Annotated in this window: 18 protein-coding genes; 9 read left to right on the top strand and 9 right to left on the bottom strand. The window is 68.0% G+C overall.

Annotation, left to right across the window (positions count from 1 at the left end; translation table 11 throughout):
- The first annotated feature begins 12 nt into the window (after positions 1-12).
- Together WFH23_RS04605 and WFH23_RS04600 are read left to right on the top strand one after the other, a co-directional pair.
- The gene (locus WFH23_RS04605) at positions 13-1,989 is read left to right on the top strand and encodes a glycosyltransferase (protein WP_336661729.1); all 1,977 of its coding nucleotides are present in this window, start codon (positions 13-15) and stop codon (positions 1,987-1,989) included.
- 71 nt (positions 1,990-2,060) lie between these two features.
- Positions 2,061-3,578 (top strand): polysaccharide pyruvyl transferase family protein, encoded by a 1,518-nt coding sequence (locus WFH23_RS04600; RefSeq protein ID WP_336661728.1) that lies wholly within the window; start codon positions 2,061-2,063, stop codon positions 3,576-3,578.
- Between the two features lies 1 nt (position 3,579).
- On the opposite strand, the gene WFH23_RS04595 is transcribed toward WFH23_RS04600, so the two are convergent.
- The 7 genes from WFH23_RS04595 to WFH23_RS04565 are packed head-to-tail and all read right to left on the bottom strand — an operon-like array spanning position 3,580 to position 13,225.
- A complete protein-coding gene (locus WFH23_RS04595) occupies positions 3,580-7,338 on the bottom strand; it encodes a glycosyltransferase (RefSeq protein ID WP_336661727.1) in 3,759 nt (1,252 codons plus the stop codon).
- Positions 7,339-8,484, bottom strand: coding sequence for an ABC transporter ATP-binding protein (locus WFH23_RS04590; protein WP_336661726.1), 1,146 nt, complete (start codon positions 8,482-8,484; stop codon positions 7,339-7,341).
- On the bottom strand, positions 8,468-9,334 hold the full coding sequence (locus tag WFH23_RS04585; protein WP_200332420.1) for an ABC transporter permease: 867 nt from the start codon (positions 9,332-9,334) through the stop codon (positions 8,468-8,470). Before WFH23_RS04585 ends, WFH23_RS04590 begins: the two co-directional genes overlap by 17 nt.
- 40 nt (positions 9,335-9,374) lie before the next feature.
- A complete protein-coding gene (locus tag WFH23_RS04580; protein ID WP_336661725.1) occupies positions 9,375-10,106 on the bottom strand; it encodes a DapH/DapD/GlmU-related protein in 732 nt (243 codons plus the stop codon).
- Between the two features lie 30 nt (positions 10,107-10,136).
- Entirely contained in the window at positions 10,137-12,134 is a 1,998-nt protein-coding gene (locus WFH23_RS04575; protein WP_336661724.1) for a DUF6541 family protein, read from the bottom strand.
- Positions 12,131-12,520, bottom strand: coding sequence for a DUF2304 family protein (locus WFH23_RS04570; protein ID WP_200332426.1), 390 nt, complete (start codon positions 12,518-12,520; stop codon positions 12,131-12,133). The genes WFH23_RS04575 and WFH23_RS04570 overlap by 4 nt, the downstream gene beginning before the upstream one ends.
- Before the next feature lie 6 nt (positions 12,521-12,526).
- Positions 12,527-13,225 (bottom strand): glycosyltransferase family 2 protein, encoded by a 699-nt coding sequence (locus WFH23_RS04565; RefSeq protein WP_442918688.1) that lies wholly within the window; start codon positions 13,223-13,225, stop codon positions 12,527-12,529.
- A 170-nt stretch (positions 13,226-13,395) separates the two neighbouring features.
- Between WFH23_RS04565 and WFH23_RS04560 the strand changes: the two genes are divergently transcribed.
- Entirely contained in the window at positions 13,396-14,508 is a 1,113-nt protein-coding gene (locus WFH23_RS04560) for a DegT/DnrJ/EryC1/StrS family aminotransferase (protein WP_336661723.1), read from the top strand.
- Between the two features lie 39 nt (positions 14,509-14,547).
- Positions 14,548-16,383 carry an ABC transporter ATP-binding protein gene (locus WFH23_RS04555; RefSeq protein ID WP_200332430.1) on the top strand — a complete coding sequence of 612 codons (1,836 nt, stop codon included), beginning with the start codon at positions 14,548-14,550 and terminating at the stop codon, positions 16,381-16,383.
- A gap of 27 nt (positions 16,384-16,410) precedes the next feature.
- Here the strand turns inward: WFH23_RS04555 and WFH23_RS04550 are convergent, their stop codons facing one another.
- Positions 16,411-17,226: a siderophore-interacting protein gene (locus tag WFH23_RS04550; RefSeq protein ID WP_336661722.1), complete on the bottom strand. Its 816-nt coding sequence runs from the start codon at positions 17,224-17,226 to the stop codon at positions 16,411-16,413.
- Positions 17,227-17,384: 158 nt separating this feature from the next.
- Here WFH23_RS04550 and map point away from each other — a divergent pair, with 158 nt between their 5' ends.
- On the top strand, positions 17,385-18,158 hold the full coding sequence (gene map, locus WFH23_RS04545; protein WP_200332434.1) for a type I methionyl aminopeptidase: 774 nt from the start codon (positions 17,385-17,387) through the stop codon (positions 18,156-18,158).
- Between the two features lie 31 nt (positions 18,159-18,189).
- Here the strand turns inward: map and WFH23_RS04540 are convergent, their stop codons facing one another.
- A complete protein-coding gene (locus WFH23_RS04540) occupies positions 18,190-19,275 on the bottom strand; it encodes a glycosyltransferase (RefSeq protein ID WP_336661721.1) in 1,086 nt (361 codons plus the stop codon).
- 113 nt (positions 19,276-19,388) lie between these two features.
- Between WFH23_RS04540 and WFH23_RS04535 the strand changes: the two genes are divergently transcribed.
- The 4 genes from WFH23_RS04535 to WFH23_RS04520 are packed head-to-tail and all read left to right on the top strand — an operon-like array spanning position 19,389 to position 24,394.
- Positions 19,389-20,657: a hypothetical protein gene (locus tag WFH23_RS04535; protein ID WP_336661720.1), complete on the top strand. Its 1,269-nt coding sequence runs from the start codon at positions 19,389-19,391 to the stop codon at positions 20,655-20,657.
- Positions 20,654-21,841 carry a hypothetical protein gene (locus tag WFH23_RS04530; RefSeq protein WP_336661719.1) on the top strand — a complete coding sequence of 396 codons (1,188 nt, stop codon included), beginning with the start codon at positions 20,654-20,656 and terminating at the stop codon, positions 21,839-21,841. Before WFH23_RS04535 ends, WFH23_RS04530 begins: the two co-directional genes overlap by 4 nt.
- Positions 21,842-21,881: 40 nt before the next feature.
- Positions 21,882-23,090, top strand: a complete 1,209-nt coding sequence (locus WFH23_RS04525) for a glycosyltransferase family 4 protein (protein WP_336661718.1) — start codon at positions 21,882-21,884, stop codon at positions 23,088-23,090.
- Complete coding sequence (locus tag WFH23_RS04520; protein WP_336661717.1) at positions 23,087-24,394, top strand: glycosyltransferase; 1,308 nt, start codon at positions 23,087-23,089, stop codon at positions 24,392-24,394. Before WFH23_RS04525 ends, WFH23_RS04520 begins: the two co-directional genes overlap by 4 nt.
- Positions 24,395-24,454 lie beyond the last annotated feature (60 nt).

Here is a 24,454-nt window from a genome sequence, read left to right as displayed (position 1 = left end):
AGAGGAGGCGCGGTGACGACTGCAGCGCCACGGGCGTATTCGAACTTCGACGACAGCTCTGAGAACGCCCGCCGACCGCACACGTCGCTCGTCGTGGCCTGCTACCGCGTCGAGCAGTACCTGCCTGAATTTCTCGCATCGCTCGACGAGCAGGACGTGGATCATGGCGGCTACGAGCTCATATTCGTGATCGACGGCTGCCCCGAGCGGTCGGAAGACGTCGTGCGATCGTGGTCGGTCGTCACCGACTTCGCGGTGCGCATCATCGTCCAGGAGAACGGCGGGGTGGCATCCGCCAGGAACACGGGACTCGATCACGCGCGCGGAACCTGGGTGTCGTCGCCGGACCCCGACGACCGGCTGTCCCGGCACTACCTCGCGTCGATCGAGGCGGCTCGGGCCGCCCACCCGGATGCCCGCATGTTCGTCGGCCGCATTCGTCTGCTCGATCCGGCTGGAGCGTCGGTTCGGCATCCGCTCGATGGGAAGTACCGCAGCGATGGAGTGCGTCTCGTCGATCTCGAGGACGATCCCGAAGATATCCACACGCTCGGCGGCGTCGTCTTCTTCGACCGACGAAGGATCACCGAGCTGGGTCTGAGGATGCACGAAGGTCTTCCCACGGCCTCCGACGCCGATTTCATCATGCGGTACCTGCTCGCGACCGGAGCGCAGTACGTGCTCGTCCCGGGCGCCGAGTACTTCTACCAACGCCGCGCCGACGACTCGTCGATCGTGAAGACGCAGGAGCGCAATATCGAGCGCTTTCGCATCGTGTTCGGTGTCACGCATCGGGCGCTGCTCGAAGCCGCAGGGCCCGACTGCCCCAGGTGGCTCGCCAATACGCTGCTCTATTTCACGTCGTATCTGTTCCGCCGGAATCTGCAACGCGATTCTCCGGTGTACGACACGGATCGGACCGTGCTCCGTGAGATCGCTGCCGCGCTCCGGGCGAACCTCGGCAGAATCGGGGCGGCGCACATCGAGCGCTTCAGCCTCGTCGCGATCCCCACCGAGATTCGGATGGCTTGGCTCGCCGCGGCGCTCGAAGGCGAACGGCCGCTCGGAGATCATCGTATGCGTACGCCAGTGCAGTTGCTCTTCGCGAGCAGAAGCACGCTCCGCGTCGCCCTGTACGCTCCGTCGGGAGACAGCACGAGCACGTATGACGTGCACGGCGGCGAGCTCATCGACTGCAAGGTTCGCGGCGTCGAGTTTCTCGGTGAGCACTGGGTGGACCAGCATGTGCTGCTGGTGCGTTCGCACCGGCCCGATGAGGTGCGGGTCTCGGCATTCTCCGACGCCGGACTGATGTTCGCGGGAGAACCAGTCGGTGAGGAGGAGATACGCCAGCGTCTCGATCTCGTCCCGGCCGGCGGGCGGGTGACCCGGCAGCATCAACCGTCGCCCGTCTCGCCGGTCCGCGACGCGGGTCGACGCCTGCAGCGCCTGCTCCGCCGGGCGAGTTATTCGGTTCCGCTTCGCGTGAGCCGTCTGCTCGGCAGTGGCGTACGGCTGGACGGAGTGTGCGTCGTCGACCTTCGCGGACCGTGCGACGAGGCGCGCTTGCGCGAGATCGCGCATCGGATCCGTGCTTCCGCCACCGCTCCAACCTGGAGTGTCGGCGAACCGGTGCGCCATCCGCTTCGGCGCTTGCACGGCCTTGTGCGGCACCGTGTCGGCAGGGGCAGCCGCGAGCACTTCGTACTGATGAAGCACGCCGACGCGTACGTGAGTGATCGGCTCGAGGTCGTCACCCGCGTCCCGTTCCCCGACGATCTGCTCGAGGCGAACTGGCGGTCGGTCTACGTAGCGGAGACGATCGAGGATCGGGACTACCGCGTGCTGAACCCGGCCCGAATCGATCACGTCGTGGTCGCATCAGTCGGTGCTCAGCGGCTGCTCATCGCGCATGGCGGGGACTACCGCTTCGCCCGAAGCGAGGTATCCGCGCTCACCGCACCAGGTTCATCTCCCGGCGAATCGTAGTTCTCTCCCCGTTCACATCGTCTCGTTAGGCTGCGAAGGTCGCATGCATACAGGTCGAACATGGGAGGGTCATGCAGGTCGTCGTCGTCGGTGATCTCGCCTGGGAAGGCCGCTATCACCTCGGTGACGAAGCCATGTCAGAGGTCGTGCTCGATCAGCTGCGCGCTCGCGGTGACACGGTGACCTGTATCGCCGGGGACCCGGAGATCACGCAGCGCTTCTACGGCGTCGCCGCGGTCCCGCGACTCGGGTTCCGGGGGCTGTCGCGGACGGAACAGGAACGACTGCTCGACGACCTCGTGTCGGCGGCGGCCGGCCGAGCGGCCGATCCGTGCGGAACGCGCCGCACGCTCGACGCCTTGCGCGCGGCCGACGCCGTCGTGATCGCGGGCGGCGGCAATCTCAACTCGATCGGCATCCACCATGTCTTCGAGCGGGTCGCCGTGAAACGCATTGCCGAGCAGCTCGGTGTTCCGCTCTATGTGACGAGCCAGACCGTCGGCCCCCACCTGCGGGACGCCGAGCGTGCTCTCGTCGCCGAGATCGCCCGCTACGCTCGGGTCTTCGGGGTGAGGGAACGCAGCTCGGCCGCGCTCATGCGCGGGCTCTGCGGCAACGACGCCCGCATCATCCAAACGCTCGACGACGCTCTTCTCCTCGAACCCGGCCCCGTGTCCGTCGATCTGCCCACAGCCGGCCGATACGCGGTGGCGAGCTTCACGTTCCACGCGAAGACCACCGCGCTGCACGCCGACGATTACTATCGCGAACTCGCGGCGATCCTCGATCAGCTCTCGGCGCAACTGGACGTCGATGTGCTGCTGCTGCCGCACATGAGCACGTTCGAAGTGCCGAACGCACTCGGCGTCGAAGACGATGTGTACGGGCACACCCGCATCGTCGACTTCTCGCGTTCCGGGCGTCTCCGTGCCGTACCGTTGCTGCCTGCGCGAGCGCTCCTGTCCGTCACGGCGAACGCCGAGTTCTCGGTATCGACGCGGTATCACCCGCTCATCTTCGGCGCGGCGCTCGGAGTGCCGGCGCTCGGCATCGTCACCAGCTACTATTCGGCGATCCGTATGCGCGGCGCGCTCGCGAATGTCGGGATGGAAGACTTCGCGATCCCGTTCGAGCACTGGAGATCCAGTTTCGCACCGGATCTGATCGAGGCGCTGCGCACCCGGCTCCCCGAGTTCCGCGAGCACTTGCGCGCGGCTGGAACGGCAGGTCGCGAGCACCAGCAGCGGTGGTGGGACGAGTTGAGTGCGAGCATGCACGAAGGGCGTTCCGTCGCGTATGCCGATGTCGCTGCCCCGACTCCCGTGCACTGGGGCGACTCGCGAATGCAGGAGTCGCTGGCCCTGGCGCGCGGGGCTCAGGAGTTGACCCACCTGGATCGGCTGAACGCCCTGATGGATGATGAGCAGCAGCGTCAGCACAATTGCGACACCGATTTCCGGCTGGAGCGGCTCGAAGAGGAGCTCGCGCATCTGCGTCGCACCGTCGCCGAGGTGCGGCATCGGCAGCGGCCGCCCGGCGCGGGATTGCGGGATGCAGTGCGTCGGAAGATCGCGAGCGGGAGAACCTGAACTAGGGGTGCGCCGGGCGCGCCGAGCCGCAGTCGAGCGCACCCGGGTCGATGGCTTCGATGAACATGCGCAATGAGTGCCGTGTGAAGGACTCGGCATCGAACTCGCGCGACCCGTTCAATCGGCCGTCGGCGACGCGATGCAGCGCATCGATGAGCCCCTCGCGCGAGATCGGTACGAGCGGCCCGAATGCGCCGTCGTGGAGCGCCGACCGTGACCCCGGAGTGTCGGTCGCCACGACGGGGGTGCCGACCGTGAGCGCTTCGAGCAGCACGAGCGGTTGTCCCTCGTGCAGCGATGGGAGCACGAGGGCGCCCGCGGCCTGCAGATGCGCTTGAGGGTTCGGCACGAGCCCCCGCATGCGAACGAGATCGTCGATACCGAGTCGGGTGACGAGCTCCTGCAGCTCGAGGCGCAGCGGGCCGTCTCCGAGGCAGGTGAGCTTCACCGGGCGGCTGAGCCGGTCGCGGCTCTCGGCGAGCGCGTGGAACAGCTCCGCGTGGTTCTTCTCGTGCGAGAGTCGCGCGATGACGCAGGCGTGCGCGCCCTCCGTGCCGTACCAGGCCACATCCTCGGCCTCGAGGGGAATCTGCGCCAACTGACGGATCTCGTCGACGTTGATGGTGTTCTCGATGGTGATGTGCTTTTCGACGGGCACCCCGAGGTGTTCGTGCATGGTGCGGGAGTTGTAGTCGCGCACACCGTCGCTCACCGAGGCGTAGAAGTCCATCTCGTCCATGGAGAGCAGCCCCGGACGCAGACGCGGGTACTTGTTCTCGACTTCCTTCCACATCTCGTTGTGGAAGATGATGCCGCGTCGGCCTCCGTTCACGCGCACGCCGTAACCGATCAGAGCGATGTTCTTCGCGTCGTACGCGCTGAACTCGACCGCGGCGTGGAACGCCGTGGCGCCGAAGAGACGGCGCGCTTCGCGTTGCTGGCTCGCGCGGACGAAGCGCTTGACGAGCGGGTAGTCGACGTATCGGCGCGTGGAGAAGAACTGCAGCGCCTCGCGTTCCATGCGGGTGCCCGCGAAGAGGGAGACCATCGGGAGCACTTTCGCGTAGGCCCGCACATCGGCGAGCGTCTCTGACTCTGCGCCTTCGAGCGCGTTGCGGTTCGGAATGAGGTAGGGGGTGTACTCCGAGGATTCGAGGGCCGCGATCAGGCTGCGTACCGAACGGGTGATGCCATTGGGTGGGAGACCCCCCGTCGAGATGAGTACGGAACGATGACGCTGAGCGCGTTCGGGGGCCTCTGGCCAGGGCTCGCCGAACAGGAGTTCGACCGCGCGGCGTGCAGATGTTCCCGTCTCAGGCGAGCTGAAACGCTCCGTCTGCGCGGCGTACGAGGCCGTAAAGGCTGCTGGATCACGGACGGCGCGCTGGAGCTCGGCGCGCGCCTCGGCCGTCGAGCAAGCGTTCGCCCCTGGCACGTCATCGGCTGAGAAGTACAGGCCGCGCTCGGCGGTGTAGGCCTCGATGTCATCGGTGAGCGTGACCACGGGAACTCCCACCGCAGCCGCATCGAAGAGCACGCTCGAGAAGTCCGTGACGACGGCGTCTGCAGCGCCGATGAGCTCGTTCGTGTCGATATGCGCCGGAACGAAGGTGAAATTACCCGGCGGTGTCGTGCGGAATGCGGAGCTGACGTAGTGGTGCGCACGGACGGCGACTCGGAAGCCGGGCGCTGCGAGGCCGCGAGCCGTCTCGATGACCGACTGCACCTCGGCGTCGCGTTCGGCGAAGGTGCCCTTCCAGGTCGGCAGGTAGACCACGAGGTGCTCGCCATCGCGCGCGCCCAATTCGGTGCGGATCGCGCGGCGCGACTCCTCGGGAAGGTTCACCGAGAGATCGTTGCGGGGATACCCCGAGCGCACGAAGACCTGGGGAACGAGCTCGTCGACGTCGTGGCCGCGTGAGAGCACGTCGAGCGTATGCGGGTCGGGTCCGAGCACGAAGTCCGCGTGCAAGAAGTTGCGGGCGATGTTCCCATAGGCGAAGGGTTCAGACCGGTTGTCGCGCCCCATCGTCTTCCACGGCACGCCGTGCCAGGTGTTGAGGTAGCGCTGCCCATCGCGCTTCGTGAAGTTGTATTCGAGCGTCGAGTTGTTGATGACCGCACCGGCGCTCGCGAGGTATCGGAAGTGGCCAGAAGAGCCCTTGCGCACGAACACGACGTTCGGCCGGTCCCGCAGAGCCGGGTGGACTACCGCATCGGACTCGATGCTCCACACGTGGAGCAGATCGGCGTGATCGGGGTCGGCGAGAAGTTCGAGGCAGATCGCGAGCGGATTGCACGAGGTGGATCCGCCCAGCGAGGACTCGTACAGCACGGTGCGCCGTTGCAGCGGTTCCGTTTCCGTGCACTCGTGGTAGTACATGTTGCGCGACGAGCCGAGATCGCTCCACTGGGGCAGCGTCAATTGGATCGACGGGAGGCGCTTGTACTGCGCGGTGCAGATCGCGGTCCAGGCGCGATCCCATTCCTCGCTCACTGCGCACTGCGCCGCGAGACGCATGAGCGCCTGCCAGCGGAGCTTGCGACTGCTCGCGCGCGCCGCGATCTGCTCGAGGTGCTCGACGCGCAGCGGGAGCACGAGGCGCCGGTTGTACTGGTTGACGAGCTCGGCGAGCTGCGGGTCGACCTCGCGAGCGAGGCCGTCGGTGGGAAGATCGTCAGCGAGTTCCAGGTCCTCGAGATAGCTGGTCACCGCGGCTTTCGCGTCGTCGCGCTCGGCGAGGAGGCTCGCAAGACGGAAGCGGTGCAGCAGAGACCGCTGTTTCGGGCGAGCGCTCAGATAGGCGACGATCGCCTCTTCCGGTCGGTCGAGCAGTTCGAGGAGCTGCCCGAGGTGCGACTTCATGGCCCGCGGGCAGTCGTCTCGCAGCATGGCGATCTGCGCGTGAGCGATCCCGGTATCGAGTTCGCCGAGCTGCACCCTGGCGCGGAAACTCATGTCGAGCAGTCGGGTCTCGGAGTGCTCGTCGAGCGTTGGCAGCAACGCCGCTACCTCGTCGGCGTGCTGGTACTTCTCGAACTGCAGGGACGCCACCGCGAAGGTGTCGAAGCCGTCGTCTGCAGGAGCGAATTGCGTGTACAGCCGTTCGACGTCACGGTGCATCCCGAGCTGACGGGCGCAGTAGGCTGCCGTCAGCAGTCGTTCATCGCCAGCGTCCAGTGCGGGGAAGGAGCTGAACTCCTCCCACGCCTCCTCGAGACGATCGAGTCGCACCAGGACCTCGATGCGCCACCCGCGCCACTGCAGTCGTGCGGCCTCGTCGTCGGCGAGTTCGATCGATTTCTCGACCGCGTGCAACTCGCGGTGCACGTTGCCACGAGCTCGCTGATTCCAGGCCTCTTCGTCGTAGATGCGCGCGAGGCCCGGCTCGAGCTCCTTCGCGCGCTCGATCAGGCCGTCGCCGACGGACAGCGAGTTGCGCAGGTAGTGGAATTTCGCGACTTCGACGAGCACGCCGGCTCGAGTACCCGGCCGTGCCGCCAGGGCCTGGGCGTACTGCTTCACCTGATCGACGGGAAGCCGTTCAGCCAGGTAGTCGAGGTACGGCACGACGGCGTCGGGGTAGCGTGAGAGCTGGGCTTCGAACCGGTCGCGTGCTCTGACCGCGAGGGATGACGTGGCATCTCGTGATTGCAGGGCGCGCAGCACGAGGAAGCTGCGGCGCCACGGTTGCTCCCGGCCGAAGGCGAGCCCGAGTCCCCGTTGAATCGGAGCCGGGAGCGCGCGTGCGAGTTTCACCTACGAAAGTGTACTCGGGGTGAACTGCACCCCGAGCTCCTTCGTATAGGTGGCGACGCCGTGCTGGAACTGCAACGTGCGCTTGCCGCCGTCGCGAAGCCGACCCTTCGCCTCTCCCGCGAGGAATCCCCACGGCCCCTCGGGGCCGTCGTTGTCGAGATACGCGTTCAAGAAGGAGCCGGGGAGCAACCCGTGCGTCTGCTTCAGTGCGGTGCTCTGCGTGATGAGTCCGTTCTGGAAACGCTGGTACGAACCGCCGCCGTTCTCCGCGACTTCCTGGGCGTTGTGCAACGGGCGGCCGAATTTGCTCCGATCCCGCTCGAACACGGTCTTGATCTGGCCGCGCACCGAGTAGCTCACTGGACCATCGGGCAGCTTTCCGGAGCCCGGCGTCACGAAGGCGATCGCCTCATCGATGGGCCCGTCGAAGATCACCTTGCCGCGCTGCAGTACCACGCCGCGTTCGCAGAGCTGCTTGACCTGACCCGCGCTGTGGCTCACCACGAACATGGTCTTCCCCTGCTGCCGCAGCAGCTGCATGCGCTCGATGCACTTCTCACGGAACGCCGCATCGCCGACGGAGAGAATCTCGTCCACCAGCAGGATGTCGAGTTCGGTATGCACCGCGACGGAGAAGCCGAGCCGCGAGTACATGCCGGACGAGTAGAACTTCACCTCGGTATCGATGAACTCGCCGATCTCCGAGAACTCGAGAATGTCGTCGAACCGGGCTTCCGTCTCTTCGCGGCTCATCCCGAGAATCGCCGCGTTCAGATAGACGTTGTCGCGGCCCGTGAGGTTCGGGTTGAAGCCGGCGCCCACTTCGAGGAGCCCCGCGAGCCTGCCCCGCGTGCGTATCCAACCGGTGTCGGGTCTCAGCACGCCGGAGAGCATCTTCAAGGTCGTCGATTTGCCGGAGCCGTTGCGCCCCATGAGGGCGATCGACTGCCCCTCCGGCACTTCGAGGGACAAGCCGTCGATCGCCGTGAACTTCGACGACGTCTCCTTGCGCTGCAGCGCGGCGACGAAGGTCTCCTTCACCGACGTCGCGTGGCGGATCTTGAACGTCTTGCTGATGTCGTTGATCACGATCGCGGGCTTTGCGGCCACGGGAGTCGTGGCGAGGGATTCAGAGGTACTGGGCAAAAGTCCCCTCCATCTTTCGGAACGTGAGCTGGCCGATCACGAGTGTCACGAGCGCGATGCCGAGGGCGATGAGCGCATTCAGCATCAGGCCGCTCGGGCGGTCGGAGCCGGGCGCGATCGGCAGCCAGAAGACGTTGTGGAACAGCTCGACGGTGGCGGTGACCGGATTGAGCATGTAGATCGTGTAGACCCAGTTCGGGGCGATGTCGCGGATCATCGACGACATGTAGAGCACGGGCGAGGCCCAGGTGGCGAACATCAGGATCAGGCCGACCACGTTGTGCGCATCGCGGTACGCGACGTTCAGCGCGCCGAAGAAGAGACCGAGTCCGAGCGCGAAGACGATCACGACGACCAGGCCCAGCACGAACGCCACGACCTGCATCACTGTGATGGTCCATCCGAGAACGATGCAGATGATGAGCAGCACTCCGGCCTGCGGAAGGAAGTGCGTGATCGCGCCCCCCACCGCAGCCACCGGGAAGAGTTCGCGGGGAAGGTAGATCTTCTTCACGAGCGAGGCGTTGTCGGTGATCGAGCTCGTGGTGTTTCTGAGCACTTCGCTGAACAGGTTCACCGTGATGAGTCCGCAGAAGAGGTACACCGGGAAGTACTGGATGTCCTTGTGCATTCCCAGCACGATGCCGATGACGACGTAGTACATCAGGAAGTGCGCGATGGTCTGCACGTACGACCAGATCCAGCCGAGCGCGGATCCGTAGTAGCGGGTGGTGACGCTCTTCTTCAGCAGGAGCGACAGCAGGTAGCGATGCCGGAAGACATCCCACAATCCCTTGCTCTTCCCCGGAGTATCGAACTCCGGGTCAGTGAGCGCACTTTGGTAAGTCACAAACGTTTATTCTACTTCGTCAGTCTGGGGGACCGCCCGGTCACAGGCCCTCCACCACGCCTACGGGACGCAGTTCGCCCTGATCGCGCCACCAGGCGACGTCATCGCGGAGCGTGCCGAACGCGTCGGAGATCCAGCCGCCGCCGGTGAGGAGATCCCCCGAGCGATAGTGCGCGAGCAGCACTGCGGCGAGAGCCGCATCATGCCCTGCGCGCTCGATGCCAACGGCGTTGACGCCGGTGAGGCGCGGCGGCGTGCCGTACACCTTCGCGAACGGGGGGACGTCTCGAGTCACGGGCGTGCCCATGCCGACCATCGCACCGGCGGCGATGACGCGTCGCTGATGCACGACCGCGTTCATGCCGATGTTGACGCGGTCGCCGATGACGCAGTGCCCGCCGATCGACACACCCGCCGAGACCGTCGCCTCGTCGCCGAGCACCACATCGTGCGCGAGGTAGGCGCGGTTCAGCACCCAGCTGCGGGCGCCGACGCTCGTCTCGCGATAGGTGCCCTGGTGGATCACGGCGTTCTCGCGGATCACTGCGCCCGCCTTGATGCGCACTCCGGCATGCTGGAGGTCCCCGGTCCAGGCCGCGTTCTGCGGCAGGCTCGACATCTCGGGCGGTGCGCCGATCTGAGCGCCCGGCCCGATCCAGACGTCGTCCTCCACCGTGCAGGGGCCGAGCAGCACCGCTCCGGGGCCGATGCGCACGTTCGCTCCGAGTTCCACTCCCTCGCCGATGTAGGCGAGCGGGCTGATGTCGTTCATGGATCTCCTTCGGGAGTTCAGTGGGTGCGGTCAGCAGCCGGTGATGCGGTAGAGCACCGCGTCACCCTCGCTGTCGACTTCCGTGAGGATCGGTGATCGGTCGAGGTGCTTCATGTCTTCGAACGGCACGCCGCGCGGGCCGGGGTCGGGGATCACGAATGCGGTGCCGAAATCGAGCACGTACGAGATGTCGAGCTCCTGAGACAGGCTGCAGGCGAGCTCGGGGTCTGGCACGAGGGCGTTGACGAACTCGTAGTCCCGCGGATCGTAATTGCCGCCGGAGTGCGGGAACGTCACAGCGCGGTCCGCGAGTGCGTAGGTGAGCGAGCTGCCGTTCAACGGATTGTTCGCGATGACTTCGCCGTCCGGCACTTCGTCATCGAGCCGGTCGATGAGCGCGAGTTCGTCGTCGTTCACGAGCATCGCCGCTTCCTGATCGTACGATTCGGTGACGATCTGCTGGATGCGGAAGGTGCCGGCGTGCCCCACGGCGACGAGGAAGATGAGCGCGAACGCCGTGAGTGAGCGATACGTGCGACCGGGCCGGGTCGATGACATCCGCGCCGCACGCAGGAACGACGGCCGGAGCATGGCCCAGGCCGCACGCGCGCCGAGTACCATGAGCGGCAGCGCGCCGAACGGCACGAGAGCGGCGAGACGACGGGAATCGTTGTACCAGGGCCCGACGAAGAACGTTCGCCACTCCGAGGTGGGAAAACCATCGGCGATCACGTAGAACGCGGCGAGGGTCGCGGCGCTCCCCACCGCCCATCGCAGCGAGCGGTAGCGCCACGCGAGGACGGCTCCCAGCATCACGAGAAGGGCGACGACCCAGGCGTGGCCCTGGATGTGCGGCGTGCCGCCGATGAGTTGCAGGAGCGCGTCGTGCACCTTGAAGAAGCCCTGCCAGGCGTTGTCGGTCGTGCGTCCCACGATCCACGCTGCCACGACGGTCACCGCGAAGACTCCGGCGCCGACGAGCGCGAGGACGGAGCGCAGGGCGCGCGCGGTCTTCGGCATGACGACGATCCCGCCGTCTCCCGGAACAGGTCGCCCGCGCAGTGCGCGCAGCACGGCGAAGAGCACCGGGAACGCGCCCCAGACGAGGAGCACGTGGATGACGCTCGGATGCGCGAGCACGGCGGCTCCCAGCGCTCCGAGGAACAGCAGCCAGCGGGTCGCGGGAGTCAGCGGCTGCGCACGTCGAGCCGGTCCGAGATTCAACAGTTGCAGTCCGGCCACCAGCACGAACGGCATCAGGATCAGCGCGAGTATGTTGGGGTACAGCACCCCGTAGCCCACGAGGAAGAGCGGGAAGTTCGGGAATGCCGCGGCCACGGCTCCCGAGACGACCGTCGTCGCCACGCTCGGGCCGGCGATCGCGCGTCCGAAAGCCACGATGCCGATCGGCCAGACGACGCACACGACGATGAAGAGCACTGCATTCGTCGCGACGGGGATGCCGACGCCGCTGAGCTGCACCACGAGGGCGACGAGGGCGTGCCAGAGCGTCGGGTAGAACACCGGCGACCCGGGCGACGTGAGATCCATCGACACGGGCGAGGCCGAACCGCCGTCGAGGATGTAGCGCACGGCGTTGAGATGGAAATTCGCGTCGAACGTCTGCGAGATGGCGGTCGGCTGCTTGATCGCGGCCACCAGCGCGATCGCGAGCACGATGCCGCCGATCGCGGCCGCGCCGAGGGATACCCAGAGGTCGTGCCGCACGTGCAGGGCCCGCGGTCGGAGCGTCTGCGGGGTGACGTCCCGCGCGATCCAGCGTCGCAGCGCGAGAAGCACCAGCGCGAGCACCGCGGTGAGCGCGAATGCCGGGAGGATCGACCACGGCACGCCGATGAGCTGCGCGACGATGCTCGAGAGGGCCAGCACCGCGAACGACGCCGGCACGGCGACGACGGCGACGGTGAATCCGCGCAGCCGAAGCGCCCACGCAACCGGGAGTCCCGTCACCGCGATGATCGCGAGGGTCGTCGCGACAGGGATCGCGAAGCTCAGCCAGGCCATCATGCGCGCGGCGCCCCATCAGAGGCATCCCGATCGCCCCCGGATCGCGAGCGGCCCTCGAGAATGCGTGCCTCCATCAGCGCGACCGCGCGCGCGAGCTCTGAAACCCGGGCGTCGCTGCGCGCTTTCGCCCGGACGACCGCCACGGCGAAGATGAGCATCGCGACGATGAAGAGGTAGAGCAGGAGGTCGGTGCCTCGTCCGATGCCGAAGAAATTCGCGACCGCCGTCAGCATCCCGGGGAAGATGATGGCCGCTGCTGCCGCCGCGACGAAGAGGATCGCGAAGATGCGCTTGAGCGCCAGCGACCGCTCGCCGGGAAGGAACCGCACGGCGAGGCTCGCCGCGGCGATGACGAACAGGATGAGGAGAACTTGGAAGAGTGTCACGGGTGCCTAACGGATGATGAGGTCCACGAGAATGTTCACGGAGTTGAGCAGCGACTGCCCCTTGGCCTTGGAGTAGTCCGTGTAGATCACTTCGACCGGGAACTCGGCATAGGGCAGCCCGGTCTTTCCGAGCTGCACGACGATCTCGGTGCCGTGGGCCATCCGGTCCTGGCGCAGATTGATGCGCGACACCGCATCCGCGCGGATGACGCGGAGGCCGTTATGCGCGTCCGTCAATCGGGTACGGGTCGTGATGTTCGTCACCCATACCGCCGTCTTCAGCACGAGCTTCTTCAGCACCCCGGGGTTGGTGCGGTCGTCGAGGAAGCGGGAGCCGAAGACGATCGCGAGATCCTCCGCTCGAGCGACCTCGAGCATCGCTGCGGCGTCCACCACTCGATGCTGGCCGTCGGCGTCGAAGGTCACCACGTACCGTGCGCCGCGCTCGAGCGCATACGCGAATCCGGTCTGCAGCGCCGCGCCCTGCCCGAGATTGATCGGGTGCTTCACGACGTGCGACCCCGCAGCGCGAGCGACGCTTCCGGAACCGTCTCTCGAACCGTCGTCGATGCACACGACATTCGGGAACACGGGCAGGAGCTCGGCGATGACTCGGCCGATGACGGTCGCCTCGTTGAAGAGTGGGATCACGACCCAGGTGTCGGCGTTGGCGGACTCCCGAGGAGCCGCAGGGTCGGGCATCATGCGTCCATTCTGACAGACCGCTGCCCGAATACTGGGTGAAACGGGCCGCAGAGCCGCGGTGCCGCCCCGGTTTCGGCACCGTGCCGTGCGGCCCTCTCAGCCGAACGGCAATCCGGCCGGTATCCTGGCAGCTGACGATCCGCATCCCGTGCGCGAAAGGTACTGCATATATGTCGACAGAGTTCATCCCAGCTGCCAAGCCCCTCATCGGAGACGAGGAGCGTGAAGCGGTCGATCGGGTGCTGCGCTCGGGCATGATCGCGCAAGGCCCCGAGGTCGCCACGTTCGAGCAGGAGTTCGGCGCGCACTTCGCAGCCGGCCGGCCCACGGTGGCGGTGAACTCGGGTACCGCGGGTCAGCACCTCGGACTGCTCGCCGCGGGCGTCGGCCCTGGCGACGAGGTCATCGTCCCCTCCTTCACCTTCGCAGCGACCGGCAACTCGGTGGCGCTCACCGGGGCCACCCCCGTCTTCGCCGACATCGAGCCGAATTCGTTCACGCTCGACCCCGAATCGGTGCGCGCGTCGATCACTCCGCGCACCAAGGGCATCATGCCCGTGCACCTCTACGGGCACCCCTTCCTCGTCGATGCGATCGAGGCGATCGCCCGCGAGCACGGCCTCGCGATCTACGAGGACGCCGCGCAGGCCCACGGCGCATCGTGGAACGGGCGTCAGGTGGGCACGCTCGGCGACTTCGCCATGTTCAGCCTGTACCCCACGAAGAACATGACGTCGGGAGAGGGCGGCATGGTCACCTGCGCGACCGAGGAGCTCGCGCGCGGCGTCCGCCTGCTGCGCAATCAGGGCATGGAGACGCAGTACGCCAACGAGGTCATCGGTTTCAATGCGCGCATGACCGACGTGCACGCGGCGATCGGTCGCGTGCAGCTCACCAAGGTCGACGGGTGGACCGCGCAGCGCCAGGCGAATGCCGCGACGCTGAACGAGGGCCTGGCCGGGGTGGCGGGCGTCACCACGCCGATCGTGGCCGACGAGGCCGTGCACGTCTATCACCAGTACACGATCCGCGTCGACGCCGCTGAGCGCGATCGCCTGCGCGACGCGCTCAAGGAGGAGCACCAGATCGGTTCAGGGGTGTACTACCCGATCCCGAACCACCGCCTGCCGTCGCTCGCGCATTTCGCCCCAGACCTGCACCTGCCCGAGACCGAGCGCGCTGCGACCGAGGTGCTGTCGCTGCCCGTGCATCCGTCGCTCACCGAGGGGGACCTCGCGCGCATCATCGCGGGCGTCACCGCGGTACTGCGAGCCGGAGCCTAGGCCGGGCTCGCCCGCGCACGCGGGTCACCCGACGGCATCATGAAACAGATCTGGATCACCCTCAGGCAGCTCCTCCCGCTGCTCCCGCAAGGCGCGCAGCGCTACTTCGTCGGCTACATCGTCGCCACGAGCCTCATCACCACGCTCGACGCCATCGGCATGGCGATCCTCGCACTGTCGATCGGGCCGATGCTCGCGGGCAACGCGGTGACCATTCCGCTCGTCGGCGAGATCGGCGTCGAGGCGGCGCCCGTGCTCATCCTCATCGCGCTCGCGCTCATGATGCTGAAGTCGCTGCTCAACGTGATCCTGCAGTGGTTCGCCACGCGTCGGTTCGCGCGATACGAGCTCGAGGTCGGCGATCGCCTGTTCCGCGCCTACATCGGTGCGAGCTGGGAAGAGCGGTCGAAGCGCACCGTCGCCGAGATCACGCGCATCGCCGACGCGGGCATCGCCAACGCGATGGCCGGATTCGTGCTGCCGCTCATGCGCGTGCCGAGCGCGTTCTTCACCTTCGTGCTCGTGCTCGGGGTGCTCGTGGTCTCCGACCCCGCGACCTCGGTCATCGCCTTTGTCTACCTCTCGCTCGTCATGCTGCTCGTGCACTTCGTCGTCACGAACCGCTCGCTCGAGGCCGGCCAGGTCAACCGCGACTACAGCTACCGGGTCGCGAACCTCATGACCGAGATGATCGACGCGCTCAAGGAGCTCAGCCTGCGCAACCGCCTCGGCGAGGTCGCAGACCTGGTGACCGACAACCGGCGGCACGGAACGCGCGCGCGTGCGAACGGTTCGTTCCTCGGGGTGCTGCCCGGCTTCGCATTCGAGATGGCGCTGCTCGGGGGCATCGCCCTCATCGGCGTGAGTGCGTACTTCTTCCAGGGCGGAGTGCAGGGCGCGCTCTCATCGGTCGCGCTGTTCGCGACGACCGGGTTCCGTCTGATCCCCGCGCTGACCGCGGTGCAGGGCGGCATCGTGCAGGCCACCGCGAGCCTCCCCGGTGCCCGTGACGTCGTCGGCGACCTCATCGCATCCGAGCGCGATGTGCAGACCTCGCAGACGCCGGCCGACACCGCGGCACTCGCAGAGAACCCGCGGCTGCTCCGCCTCGACGACGTGCGGTTCAGGTATCCGAGCGCTGAAGAAGACGTGATCAGGGGCATGTCCCTCGATGTGCCGCTCGGCAGCTCGGTCGGTATCGTCGGGCCATCCGGGGCGGGCAAGTCGACGCTCATCGACCTGCTGCTCGGACTCAGCCAGCCCTCGCGGGGAACGATCGAGATCGACGGCGCCTCGATGCAGTCGGTACTGCGCCAGTGGCGCGGACGCGTCGGGTACGTGCCGCAGCGCGTCGCGCTGTTCGACGGAACCATCGCTCAGAACGTCGCGCTGACCTGGGGGGAGGACATCGACCGGGATCGCGTCATGCACGCGCTCGAGCGCGCTCAGCTCGGCTCGCTGATCTCGACACGCGCAGGCGGCATCGATGAGCGCATCGGCGAGCGCGGGGTGTCGCTCTCGGGCGGCCAGCAGCAGCGGCTCGGCATCGCCCGCGCCCTCTACACGGATCCGCTCGTGCTCGTGCTCGACGAGGCGACCAGCTCGCTCGACACGAAGACCGAGGACGAGGTCACGAAGGCCATCCGCGCGCTGCAGGGCGAAGTCACCCTGATCTCGGTGGCCCACCGGCTCTCGACGATCAAGGACTACGACCGCATCTGCTATCTCGACGACGGCGTGATCGTGGCCCAGGGGAGCTTCCGCGACGTGGCGAGCCAGCATCCGGCATTCGGCGAGCAGGTCGCCCTCGCGGGACTGGCGAGCCTGCTGAGCAACGATCCGCCTGCAACGTCGGCCGTCACCCCGTCCATCTGACGGGTCGCCGCGAACCCGCCGGTCGAGCTACTCCGGAAAGATCTGGCCGACGGGTTCGCGCTTCTCGGCCTGGAAGCCGTCTTCGGCCCGGCCGACGGCCCAGTAGGCCGAGAGCGACAGGGCACGACGCTCGATGCCCCACTCGTCGTGCAGCAGCCGACGCAGCTGCTGCATCGCGCCGCGCTCACCGTGCGCGAAGACCTCGGGAAGCACGTCGGGCACGGGGAGGGCGCGGGCGGCCTCGACGAGGAGGGAGCCGTGGAGTGCCGGGGGCTCGTCGCTTCGGTCGCGGTGGAGCCAGCGAACCTCGATGCCGACAGGGCGACGCAGCTCGATCTCGTCGGCGGCGCTGCCGACCTCGATGAGTACGAGTCCGTGCGCACTGGCGGGTGTCTCTTCGAGCGCGGCGGCGACTGCTGGCAGCGCCGACTCGTCGGCGAAGTACAGACGCGGCAGGTGCGGGTCCGTGGAGGGCGCGAACTGCCCGCCCGGACCGGAGAACGTGACCAGCTCGCCCGGCTGTGCGGCGGCGGCCCACGGGCCGGCGATGCCTGCGTCGCCGTGCACGACGAAGTCGATCGCGAGCGTGCCCGTCGCGGGATCGATGGAGCGGATCGTGTAGGTGCGCCGCACCGGGAGATCCTCGAGCGGGAGGCGTTGGCGCAGCGCTTCGAGATCGTACGGCGGCTCGAGCCCGAGCTCGGGTTTCGCGAAGAGCAGCTTCACGTACTTGTCGGTCTTCGCGATCCGCTCAGGATCGGCTTCGCCGATGAAAGCTGCGAAATCGTCTCCTCCGAGATGCACGCGCACGAGATGCGGGCTGATGCGCTCCGTCCGCTCCACGGTCAGGACTCTTGCAGGGCCCGGGCGGCGGCGGGCAGCGGTTTCATTCACCCCCTTACCGTATCGCTGACGGACCCTCCGCCTCTAGCATCATCAGACGAATCTCGGCGGTCGAATCTGGGCTGATGCCGATCGTACGGCGAGTACGATGGGCACCGATGATCGAGATTCTGAACGAAGACCAACTGCGCCGCGCTCGCCGCGCCGGCGCACTCGTCGGTACCATCCTCCAGACGCTCCGCGAGCGCGCTCGAGTCGGCACCAACCTGCTCGAGCTCGACCGGATGACGGGGGAGATGATCCGCGAAGGCGGCGGGGTCTCCTGCTACATCGATTACGCGCCGTCGTTCGGCAACGGTCCGTTCGGGCACTACGTCTGCACCGCGGTCAACGACGCCGTGCTGCACGGCATGCCGCACGACTACGCACTCGCGGACGGCGATCTGCTCACCCTCGACCTCGCCGTCACCGTGGACGGCATCGCCGCCGATTCCGCGATCAGCTTCATCGTGGGCGAGACCCGTGATCCCGCCGACGTCGCCATGATTGCGGCGACCGAGGAGGCGCTTCGCGCTGGCATCGCCGTCGCGAAGCCCGATGCACGCATCGGCGACATCTCGCACGCGATCGGCGCCGTGCTCAAAGGTGCCGGGTACTCGATCAACATGGAGTTCGGCGGCCACGGCATCGGCTCCACGATGCACCAGGAGCCGCACGTGGCGAACAACGGGCGCGCCGGGCGCGGGTACCGGCTCCGCGAGGGCCTGCTGCTCGCCGTCGAACCGTGGGTGATGGCCGACACCGACCGCCTGGCCGTCGACGCCGACGGCTGGACCCTGCGAAGCGCCACGGGCGCGCGGACGGCCCACTCGGAGCACACCATCGCGATCACCGCCGACGGCGCCGAGATTCTGACGCTGCCCCCGCGCTAGCTCAGGCGCACGGCTTCGGCCCCAGCCGGGGTCAGCGCGCGCCGTTCATGATGCGGAAGCCCGAGAACAGCGTGCGGAACGGGGCCTGCTGCTGCAGTGCGCGGAAGGGGTTGCGCGGCAGCAACGTCGGAATGGACCGATAGACATGCCGCTTGTCGAGTGCCAGTGCGATGCTCGCCGGTGAGCTGTGCGGCGACGCGAGCTCGGTGAACACGGCGCGGTCGGTACGTGCGAGCAGCTTGCGCACGCCCGGCGCGAGCCGCTCGAATCGCCTGAGCAGGCCGATCAAGTCCGAACGATTCGCATCGAGGTCGTCTTGCGTGCGCGCCCGGGCGAGAATCGCATCGAACACGTGAATGCGGATGAGCTTCACGACGATCGCGAGGCGATCGGCTCGCGACGCCTGCGCGAACCAGGGGAGTGATTCGAGTTCGTCGAGGAACGCGAAATCCTGGGCGACCGGACGCGGGGCGAACGTGACGCGGTCACCGGCATCGGCATTGATCACATAGGCGGGACCGTCGAGATCGTAGGCGAGCGTCTCGGCCGTGTACCAGACGGTCAGCGAGTAGGTCAGGTCCTCCCCGGAGGGCAGGCCCTCCGTCAGGCGGAGGTCGCCGAACCGGCGCCGGTCGATCAATCCGAGCGGCGCGCTGCGATACGCGAGTCGATCTCGGCGAGGGTGCAGGCGCTCCGTGCGTCGACCGCCCCGCACCGGGGGATACGGGTCCGTTCGCCCGGTGTCGAGCCGAATGCGCGCGAGCACCGCCTCCGCACCCGTGCGCTGCGCGACGGCGAGCCACGAATCGAGCGCACCGGGCGCGAGTTCGTCGTCCGATCCCATGACCGAGATGTAGGGCGCCGACGACTGGGCGAAGCCGTAGTTCATCGGCCCGGCCGGCGAGGGGATGCCATCGCGAAGTTCGAGGAGCCGCACGTCGGGATGCTGCGCGTACTCGCCGAGGTTGGTGCGGATGATCTCGGGGTCGATGTTGTGCGCGACCACGTTCACGCGCACATCGGCCGCGGTGTGATCGATCACCGATGCGACGGCGCGCGCGATGGGACGAGTCGCGGAGTGGACGGCGATGGTGAGGTCGACGAGCGGCTCGGTCATGCTTCGATGCTACCGGGCGCACCCCGTCGCCCCGATCCTCCTCGGCTACACTGGTGCCGACCATCCGTCCGGTCGACCGGCCGCCCGTAATCGTGAAGGGAGCGCGTGCACGTATGGCGCGATCCGCCCTTCTCGCTCGGCTGCTGCCGCAGCGTCGTAACGACTACCCCAGGTGGCTGAACGCGGTGATCGACTTCGTCGCCGATCACCCCATGAGCATTCCCGGCCGAATCGCAGCGCTGCGCCTCGGAATTCCTCGTGCGAAGGATCGCCCCGGCGTCTCAGTGCCCGGGACCGGCGATCCGCGTGTGCTGATCGCTCCGGTCAACTATTCGAATCAGTCGACGGAATGGACCCGCGCGGTGCGCGAGGCGCTCCCATCGGCATCGACCGCGACGATGGCGATCGACGTGCCGGGCGGTTTCGCCTTCCCATCGGACCTCGTCGTACCCGTGGCCACCTATCACAACGACCGCGGGTGGCAGCGGGCGCAGCGCGACGCGGTGCGGCGCTTCAGCCACGTGCTCGTCGAAGCGGAGGAACCGCTGTTCGGGCGGCTCATGGGGCGCGATTTCGCGCGCGAGATCGCTTGGCTGTCGGCGGCGGGCGTCGACACCGCGTGCATGGCGCACGGCACCGACATCCGGGTGCCGAGCGCGCACGCCGAGCGCGAGCCGTGGTCGCCCTACACGGATCCCGATCTCTACTCCCGCCGTCTCGAACGCGTGACCCGGCGGAACATCGCGATGCTCCGCGCCAGTCGGCGCCCGCTCTTCGTGTCGACGCCGGATCTGCTGCTCGATCTGCCCGAGGCCGCATGGTGCCCGGTCGTCGTGGACGCGCGCCGCTGGGCCGTCGCCGCTCCGGAGCGCAGACCTGCGGGCGCCAGGCTTCGCGTGATCCACGCTCCGAGTGTCTCGCTCATCAAGGGGACCCAGCTCATCGAACCGATGCTGCGTCGTCTCGAGGCCGAGGGGGTCATCGAGTACCGCGAAGTACGAGGTGTGCCGTCGGCCGAGATGCCGGAGGTGTATGCGTCCGCCGACGTGGTGCTCGACCAGTTCAGGCTCGGGTCGTACGGCGTCGCAGCGTGCGAGGCGATGGCCGCAGGCAAGCTCGTGATCGGTCACATCGCCCCCCAGGTGCGAGAGCGGGTGCGGGAGGACGCGGGTCTCGACCTCCCGATCGTGGAGGCGACCCCGGACACGCTCGAGGCGGTGCTCCGCGACGTGGCGAAGGATCCCGCTGCCCTCGCCCGAGCCGGCGCCGAGGGCCCCGAGTTCGTGCAGCGCTGGCACAGCGGTGCCGAGAGCGCGGCGGTGCTGATGCGGCACTGGATCGAGCCTGGCACCACTGACCGCCCTGTGCAGGAAGGCGAATGATGCACCCCGCGATCGAGAAGCTCTGGAAGCTCGTGCCGAAGGTCGTGCAGGACGGCATCGCGATGACCGTGGACCGCGTGCGGCGCGCTCCGATGCCGCCGGTTCCGAGCGCGGACACGCGGTGCGAGGCCCGCGTGTTCATCTCACCCGCGAATTACGCCGGCCAGGGGTATCGCTGGGGTCGCGCGGCGATGCGCGATGAGCGAGTCGACGCGAAGAACCTGGTGTACGCCGAGATCAACCCCTTCGGGTACCCGGCCGACTACTCGGTGCCGTGGCGCACCGTCACGCACGACCGCGTGTGGCAACGCCGCCTGCTCGAGGCGCTCGCCCGCGACTTCACGCACGTGCTCATCGAGGCCGAGTTCCCGCCGCTCGGAGGAATGTGGAACGGCGACGTGCGGCGCCAGGTGCGCGAGCTCCGTGCGCGGGGCCTGATCGTCGGAGCCGTGAGCCACGGCAACGACATCCGTCTGCCGAGCCGCCACCGCGAACACGAGCCGTGGTCGCCGTTCGTCAATGACGACTGGGTGCCCGTCGAACGTCTCGAACAGGTCGTGGCGGCGAACCGGCAGCTGCTCGACGACGTCGAGGGGCCCACATTCGTCTCGACCCCCGGCCTCATGCTCGACGTCCCCTACGCGCATCTGCTGCCCGTCGTCATCGACCCCGATCCGTGGCGCACGGAGGCGCCGGTGCTCGTGCGCGAGCGGCTGCGCGTGCTGCACATCCCCTCGAACCCGCTGGTCAAAGGAACGGCGGAGATCGAACCGCTCCTGCGCCGGCTCCATGACGAGGGCATCATCGAATACGTCACGGTGACCGGCCTCTCGCAGGCCGAGATGCCTGCGATGTTCGCTTCGGGAGACGTCGTGCTCGACCAGTTCCGTCTCGGCGACTACGGCGTCGCAGCCTGCGAGGCGATGGCGGCCGGCCGTCTCGTGATCTCCCATATCGGGGAGTACGCCCGCGAGGCGGTGCGCGAGGGCACGGGCCTCGAATTGCCGATCGTCGAAGCAGACATCGACTCCCTCGAATCGGTCCTGCGCGACGTGGTGCAGCATCGTGAGCGTTACCGCGCTGAGGCCGCCCGCGGCCCGGCATTCGTCGACCTCGTGCACGACGGTTCGGCCTCGCGCATCGTGCTCGAGCGCGAGCTCCTCGGACTGACGCCGAATGAGTGAGCCGCGCCGGCCACGCTATCCACCATCCCAGGGAGCCCCCATGCCTCAGTCGCCGTTGCGCGTCGTCATCGCGAGTCGCATCTTCGCGCCGGAGCCCGCCGCGGCATCGTTCATGCTCGAGGCGATCGCTCGCGAGTTCGCACGGCGCGGCGCAGAGGTCGAAGTGCTGACCACCCGAGCACCGCGAGCCGGCCGTGCCGCCGCCGCCGGGCAGGATCCGGCGGGAGTCAGCGTGCGCCGCTTCCCGGTGCTGCGCGATGCGGCCGGCTACGTGCGCGGATATGTCCAGTACATGAGCTTCGACATTCCGCTGTTCTTCCGGCTCCTCCTCGCGCGCCGCGCAGACCTGTACATCGTCGAACCCCCGCCCACGACCGGCGCGGCGATGCGTGTCGCGGCGGCGATCCTGCGTCGTCCGTACGTGTACGACGCGGCAGACCTCTGGTCGGATGCCGCGAGCCAGGCGACCTCCTCTCGCGTCGTGCTGCGCGTGCTGCGCGGGGTCGAGCGCTTCGCGATGCGGGGAGCATCGGCCGCGTTCGCGATCTCACCCGGCCTCGTCTCGCGCATGCGCGAGATCGGGATCGAGACGCCCGCCACTCCCGTTGGCTTCGGCGTCGACACCGGAGCGTTCACCTTCCGGGGTGCGCGTTCTGCGGCGGTGGCGCCCTACTTCGTCTACGCCGGGTCGTATTCGGAGTGGCACGGAGCCGAGATCTTCATCGATGCCTTCGCGCGGTTCTCGGAGGAACGGCCCGGCTACCGGTTGCTGTTCTACGGCAACGGGTCGCAGCGCGCGGCGCTCGAGCGCCGCATCGCCGATCTGGGCGTCACAGGAGTGGAGTTCTTCGCGCCGGTCGGCGGCGAGGAGCTCTCCCACGTGCTCTCGGGTGCGGTCGCCTCCCTGGCGAGCCTGAAGCCCCGGCAGGGATACGATTACGCCTTCACGACCAAGGTCTACGCGTCGCTCGCGTCGGGATGCCCGGTCGTGTTCGCCGGCGAGGGCCCGACGGTCGACTTCATCGAACGGCACCGTGCCTCGCACCCGGTGGGGTCGGCCGTTGGATACGACGTCGAGGCGACGGCGCAGCGGCTGGCAGATGCGGCGCGCGATCCGCTGAACGATGCCGAGCGCCAGGAGCTCAGCGCGTGGGCCTCCGATGCGTTCTCGATCGACCGCGTCGCCGCGCAGGTCGCCGACTGCGCCGAAGCCGTGCTTCCCGCGCGAGTGCGGGAGCGTCGGGCTTGAGCGAGCACCGGGCGGGGGTGACCGCGATTCCTCGGCGAATCGTCGGCACAGTGATCGACGGGCTCATGGCCCGGCGCGCACGGCTGCCGCGATGGGTCGTCTCCCTGATGGAGGGCGTCGCGAAGCGGCCCGGCCGACCGGTCTCGCGGCTCATCGCATTCGCGCTGGGCGGTACTCGCGCGACGCATCGCCCACCGGTGACCGAAGTCCCCGAGCGGCCGGTGCGGGTGTACATCGCCCCGACGAACTACTCCGGTCAGGGATACCTCTGGGCGCGCGCGCTCGAAGCGGAGCGCACCGACGTCGGTGCGAGGAACCTCTCGGTGCAACTGCCAGGAGGCTTCGGATTCCCCGCCGACCGCGACGTGCCGCTTCCCGTGCAGAATCTCTCGCGACCCTGGCAGACCGCGGAGCTCGCTGCGGTGCGGCGCTTCACCCACGTCCTCATCGAGGCGGAGCGCTCCCTGTTCGGGGGACTGCTCAACTGGGATGTGGCCAGGGAGGTGCGCGCCCTGCAGCTCGCCGGAGTCTCCGTCGCCCTGCTCTCGCACGGCACGGATCTGCGCTCGCCTGAGCGCCATCGCAGTCTGACCCCGTGGTCGCCGTACGGGGAGGACGAGCGGCAGGACGCGATGCTGCAGGCGGATGCGGATCGGAACGCAGCGCTCATCGAAGCGCTCGGGCTTCCGCTGTTCGTCTCGACGCCGGACCTCCTGCTCGATGCGCCTGCCGGCGTGTGGTGCCCCGTGGTGATCGACGTCGAGCGGTGGAGTGCGCGGCACGCCCCGCTCGAACGGGCCCGCCCCGTCGTGCTGCATGTGCCGAGCTCGGCAGCGACCAAGGGGACGCACCTGATCGAACCGGTGATGCAGCGCCTGCACGATGAGGGCCTCGTCGAGTACCGTCGCGTCTCGGGCGTCGCCGCGGATGAGATGCCCGCACGCGTGGGCGAGGCCGACATCGTGCTCGATCAATTCAGAATCGGCTCCTACGGCGTCGCCGCCTGCGAGGCGCTCGCCGCGGGCCGCGTCGTGGTCGGTCACGTGCTCCCGCAGGTGCGTGAGGCGGTGCGCGCCGCGACGGGGACGGAGCTTCCCATCACGGAGGCGACGCCTGACACGCTCGAATCGGTGCTGCGCGAGATCGTTGCAGACCGCACCGGGAGCCGGGCGCTCGCAGCCGAGGGCGAGCGCTTCGTGCGGAGGGTGCACTCGGGCGGATTCAGCGCTCAGACACTGCTCTCGGCATGGATCGATGCCGCTGCTGAGCACGGGCATGACTCCGGGCCGGGTCGGCACGTTTAGACTGAAGTGCATGGCGGCCAGGGGCCGCGGCTCTCGTGGGCATCCGTCGCGCGGGCAAGT

It is taken from the genome of Leucobacter sp. USHLN154, from assembly GCF_037145595.1.
In the GTDB taxonomy this organism is placed as follows: Bacteria; Actinomycetota; Actinomycetes; order Actinomycetales; family Microbacteriaceae; genus Leucobacter; species Leucobacter alluvii.
This window is presented reverse-complemented; position numbering and strand designations above follow the sequence as displayed.

Bases quoted from the DNA above. Each gene is read 5' to 3' on its own strand.
- WFH23_RS04600 (WP_336661728.1), top strand. From the start codon at position 2,061: ATGCAGGTCGTCGTCGTCGGTGATCTCGCCTGGGAAGGCCGCTATCAC.
- WFH23_RS04580 (WP_336661725.1), bottom strand. From the start codon at position 10,106: ATGAACGACATCAGCCCGCTCGCCTACATCGGCGAGGGAGTGGAACTC.
- WFH23_RS04575 (WP_336661724.1), bottom strand. From the start codon at position 12,134: ATGATGGCCTGGCTGAGCTTCGCGATCCCTGTCGCGACGACCCTCGCG.
- WFH23_RS04565 (WP_442918688.1), bottom strand. From the start codon at position 13,225: ATGATGCCCGACCCTGCGGCTCCTCGGGAGTCCGCCAACGCCGACACC.
- WFH23_RS04560 (WP_336661723.1), top strand. From the start codon at position 13,396: ATGTCGACAGAGTTCATCCCAGCTGCCAAGCCCCTCATCGGAGACGAG.
- WFH23_RS04555 (WP_200332430.1), top strand. From the start codon at position 14,548: ATGAAACAGATCTGGATCACCCTCAGGCAGCTCCTCCCGCTGCTCCCG.
- map (WP_200332434.1), top strand. From the start codon at position 17,385: ATGATCGAGATTCTGAACGAAGACCAACTGCGCCGCGCTCGCCGCGCC.
- WFH23_RS04540 (WP_336661721.1), bottom strand. From the start codon at position 19,275: ATGACCGAGCCGCTCGTCGACCTCACCATCGCCGTCCACTCCGCGACT.
- WFH23_RS04535 (WP_336661720.1), top strand. From the start codon at position 19,389: ATGGCGCGATCCGCCCTTCTCGCTCGGCTGCTGCCGCAGCGTCGTAAC.
- WFH23_RS04530 (WP_336661719.1), top strand. From the start codon at position 20,654: ATGATGCACCCCGCGATCGAGAAGCTCTGGAAGCTCGTGCCGAAGGTC.
- WFH23_RS04525 (WP_336661718.1), top strand. From the start codon at position 21,882: ATGCCTCAGTCGCCGTTGCGCGTCGTCATCGCGAGTCGCATCTTCGCG.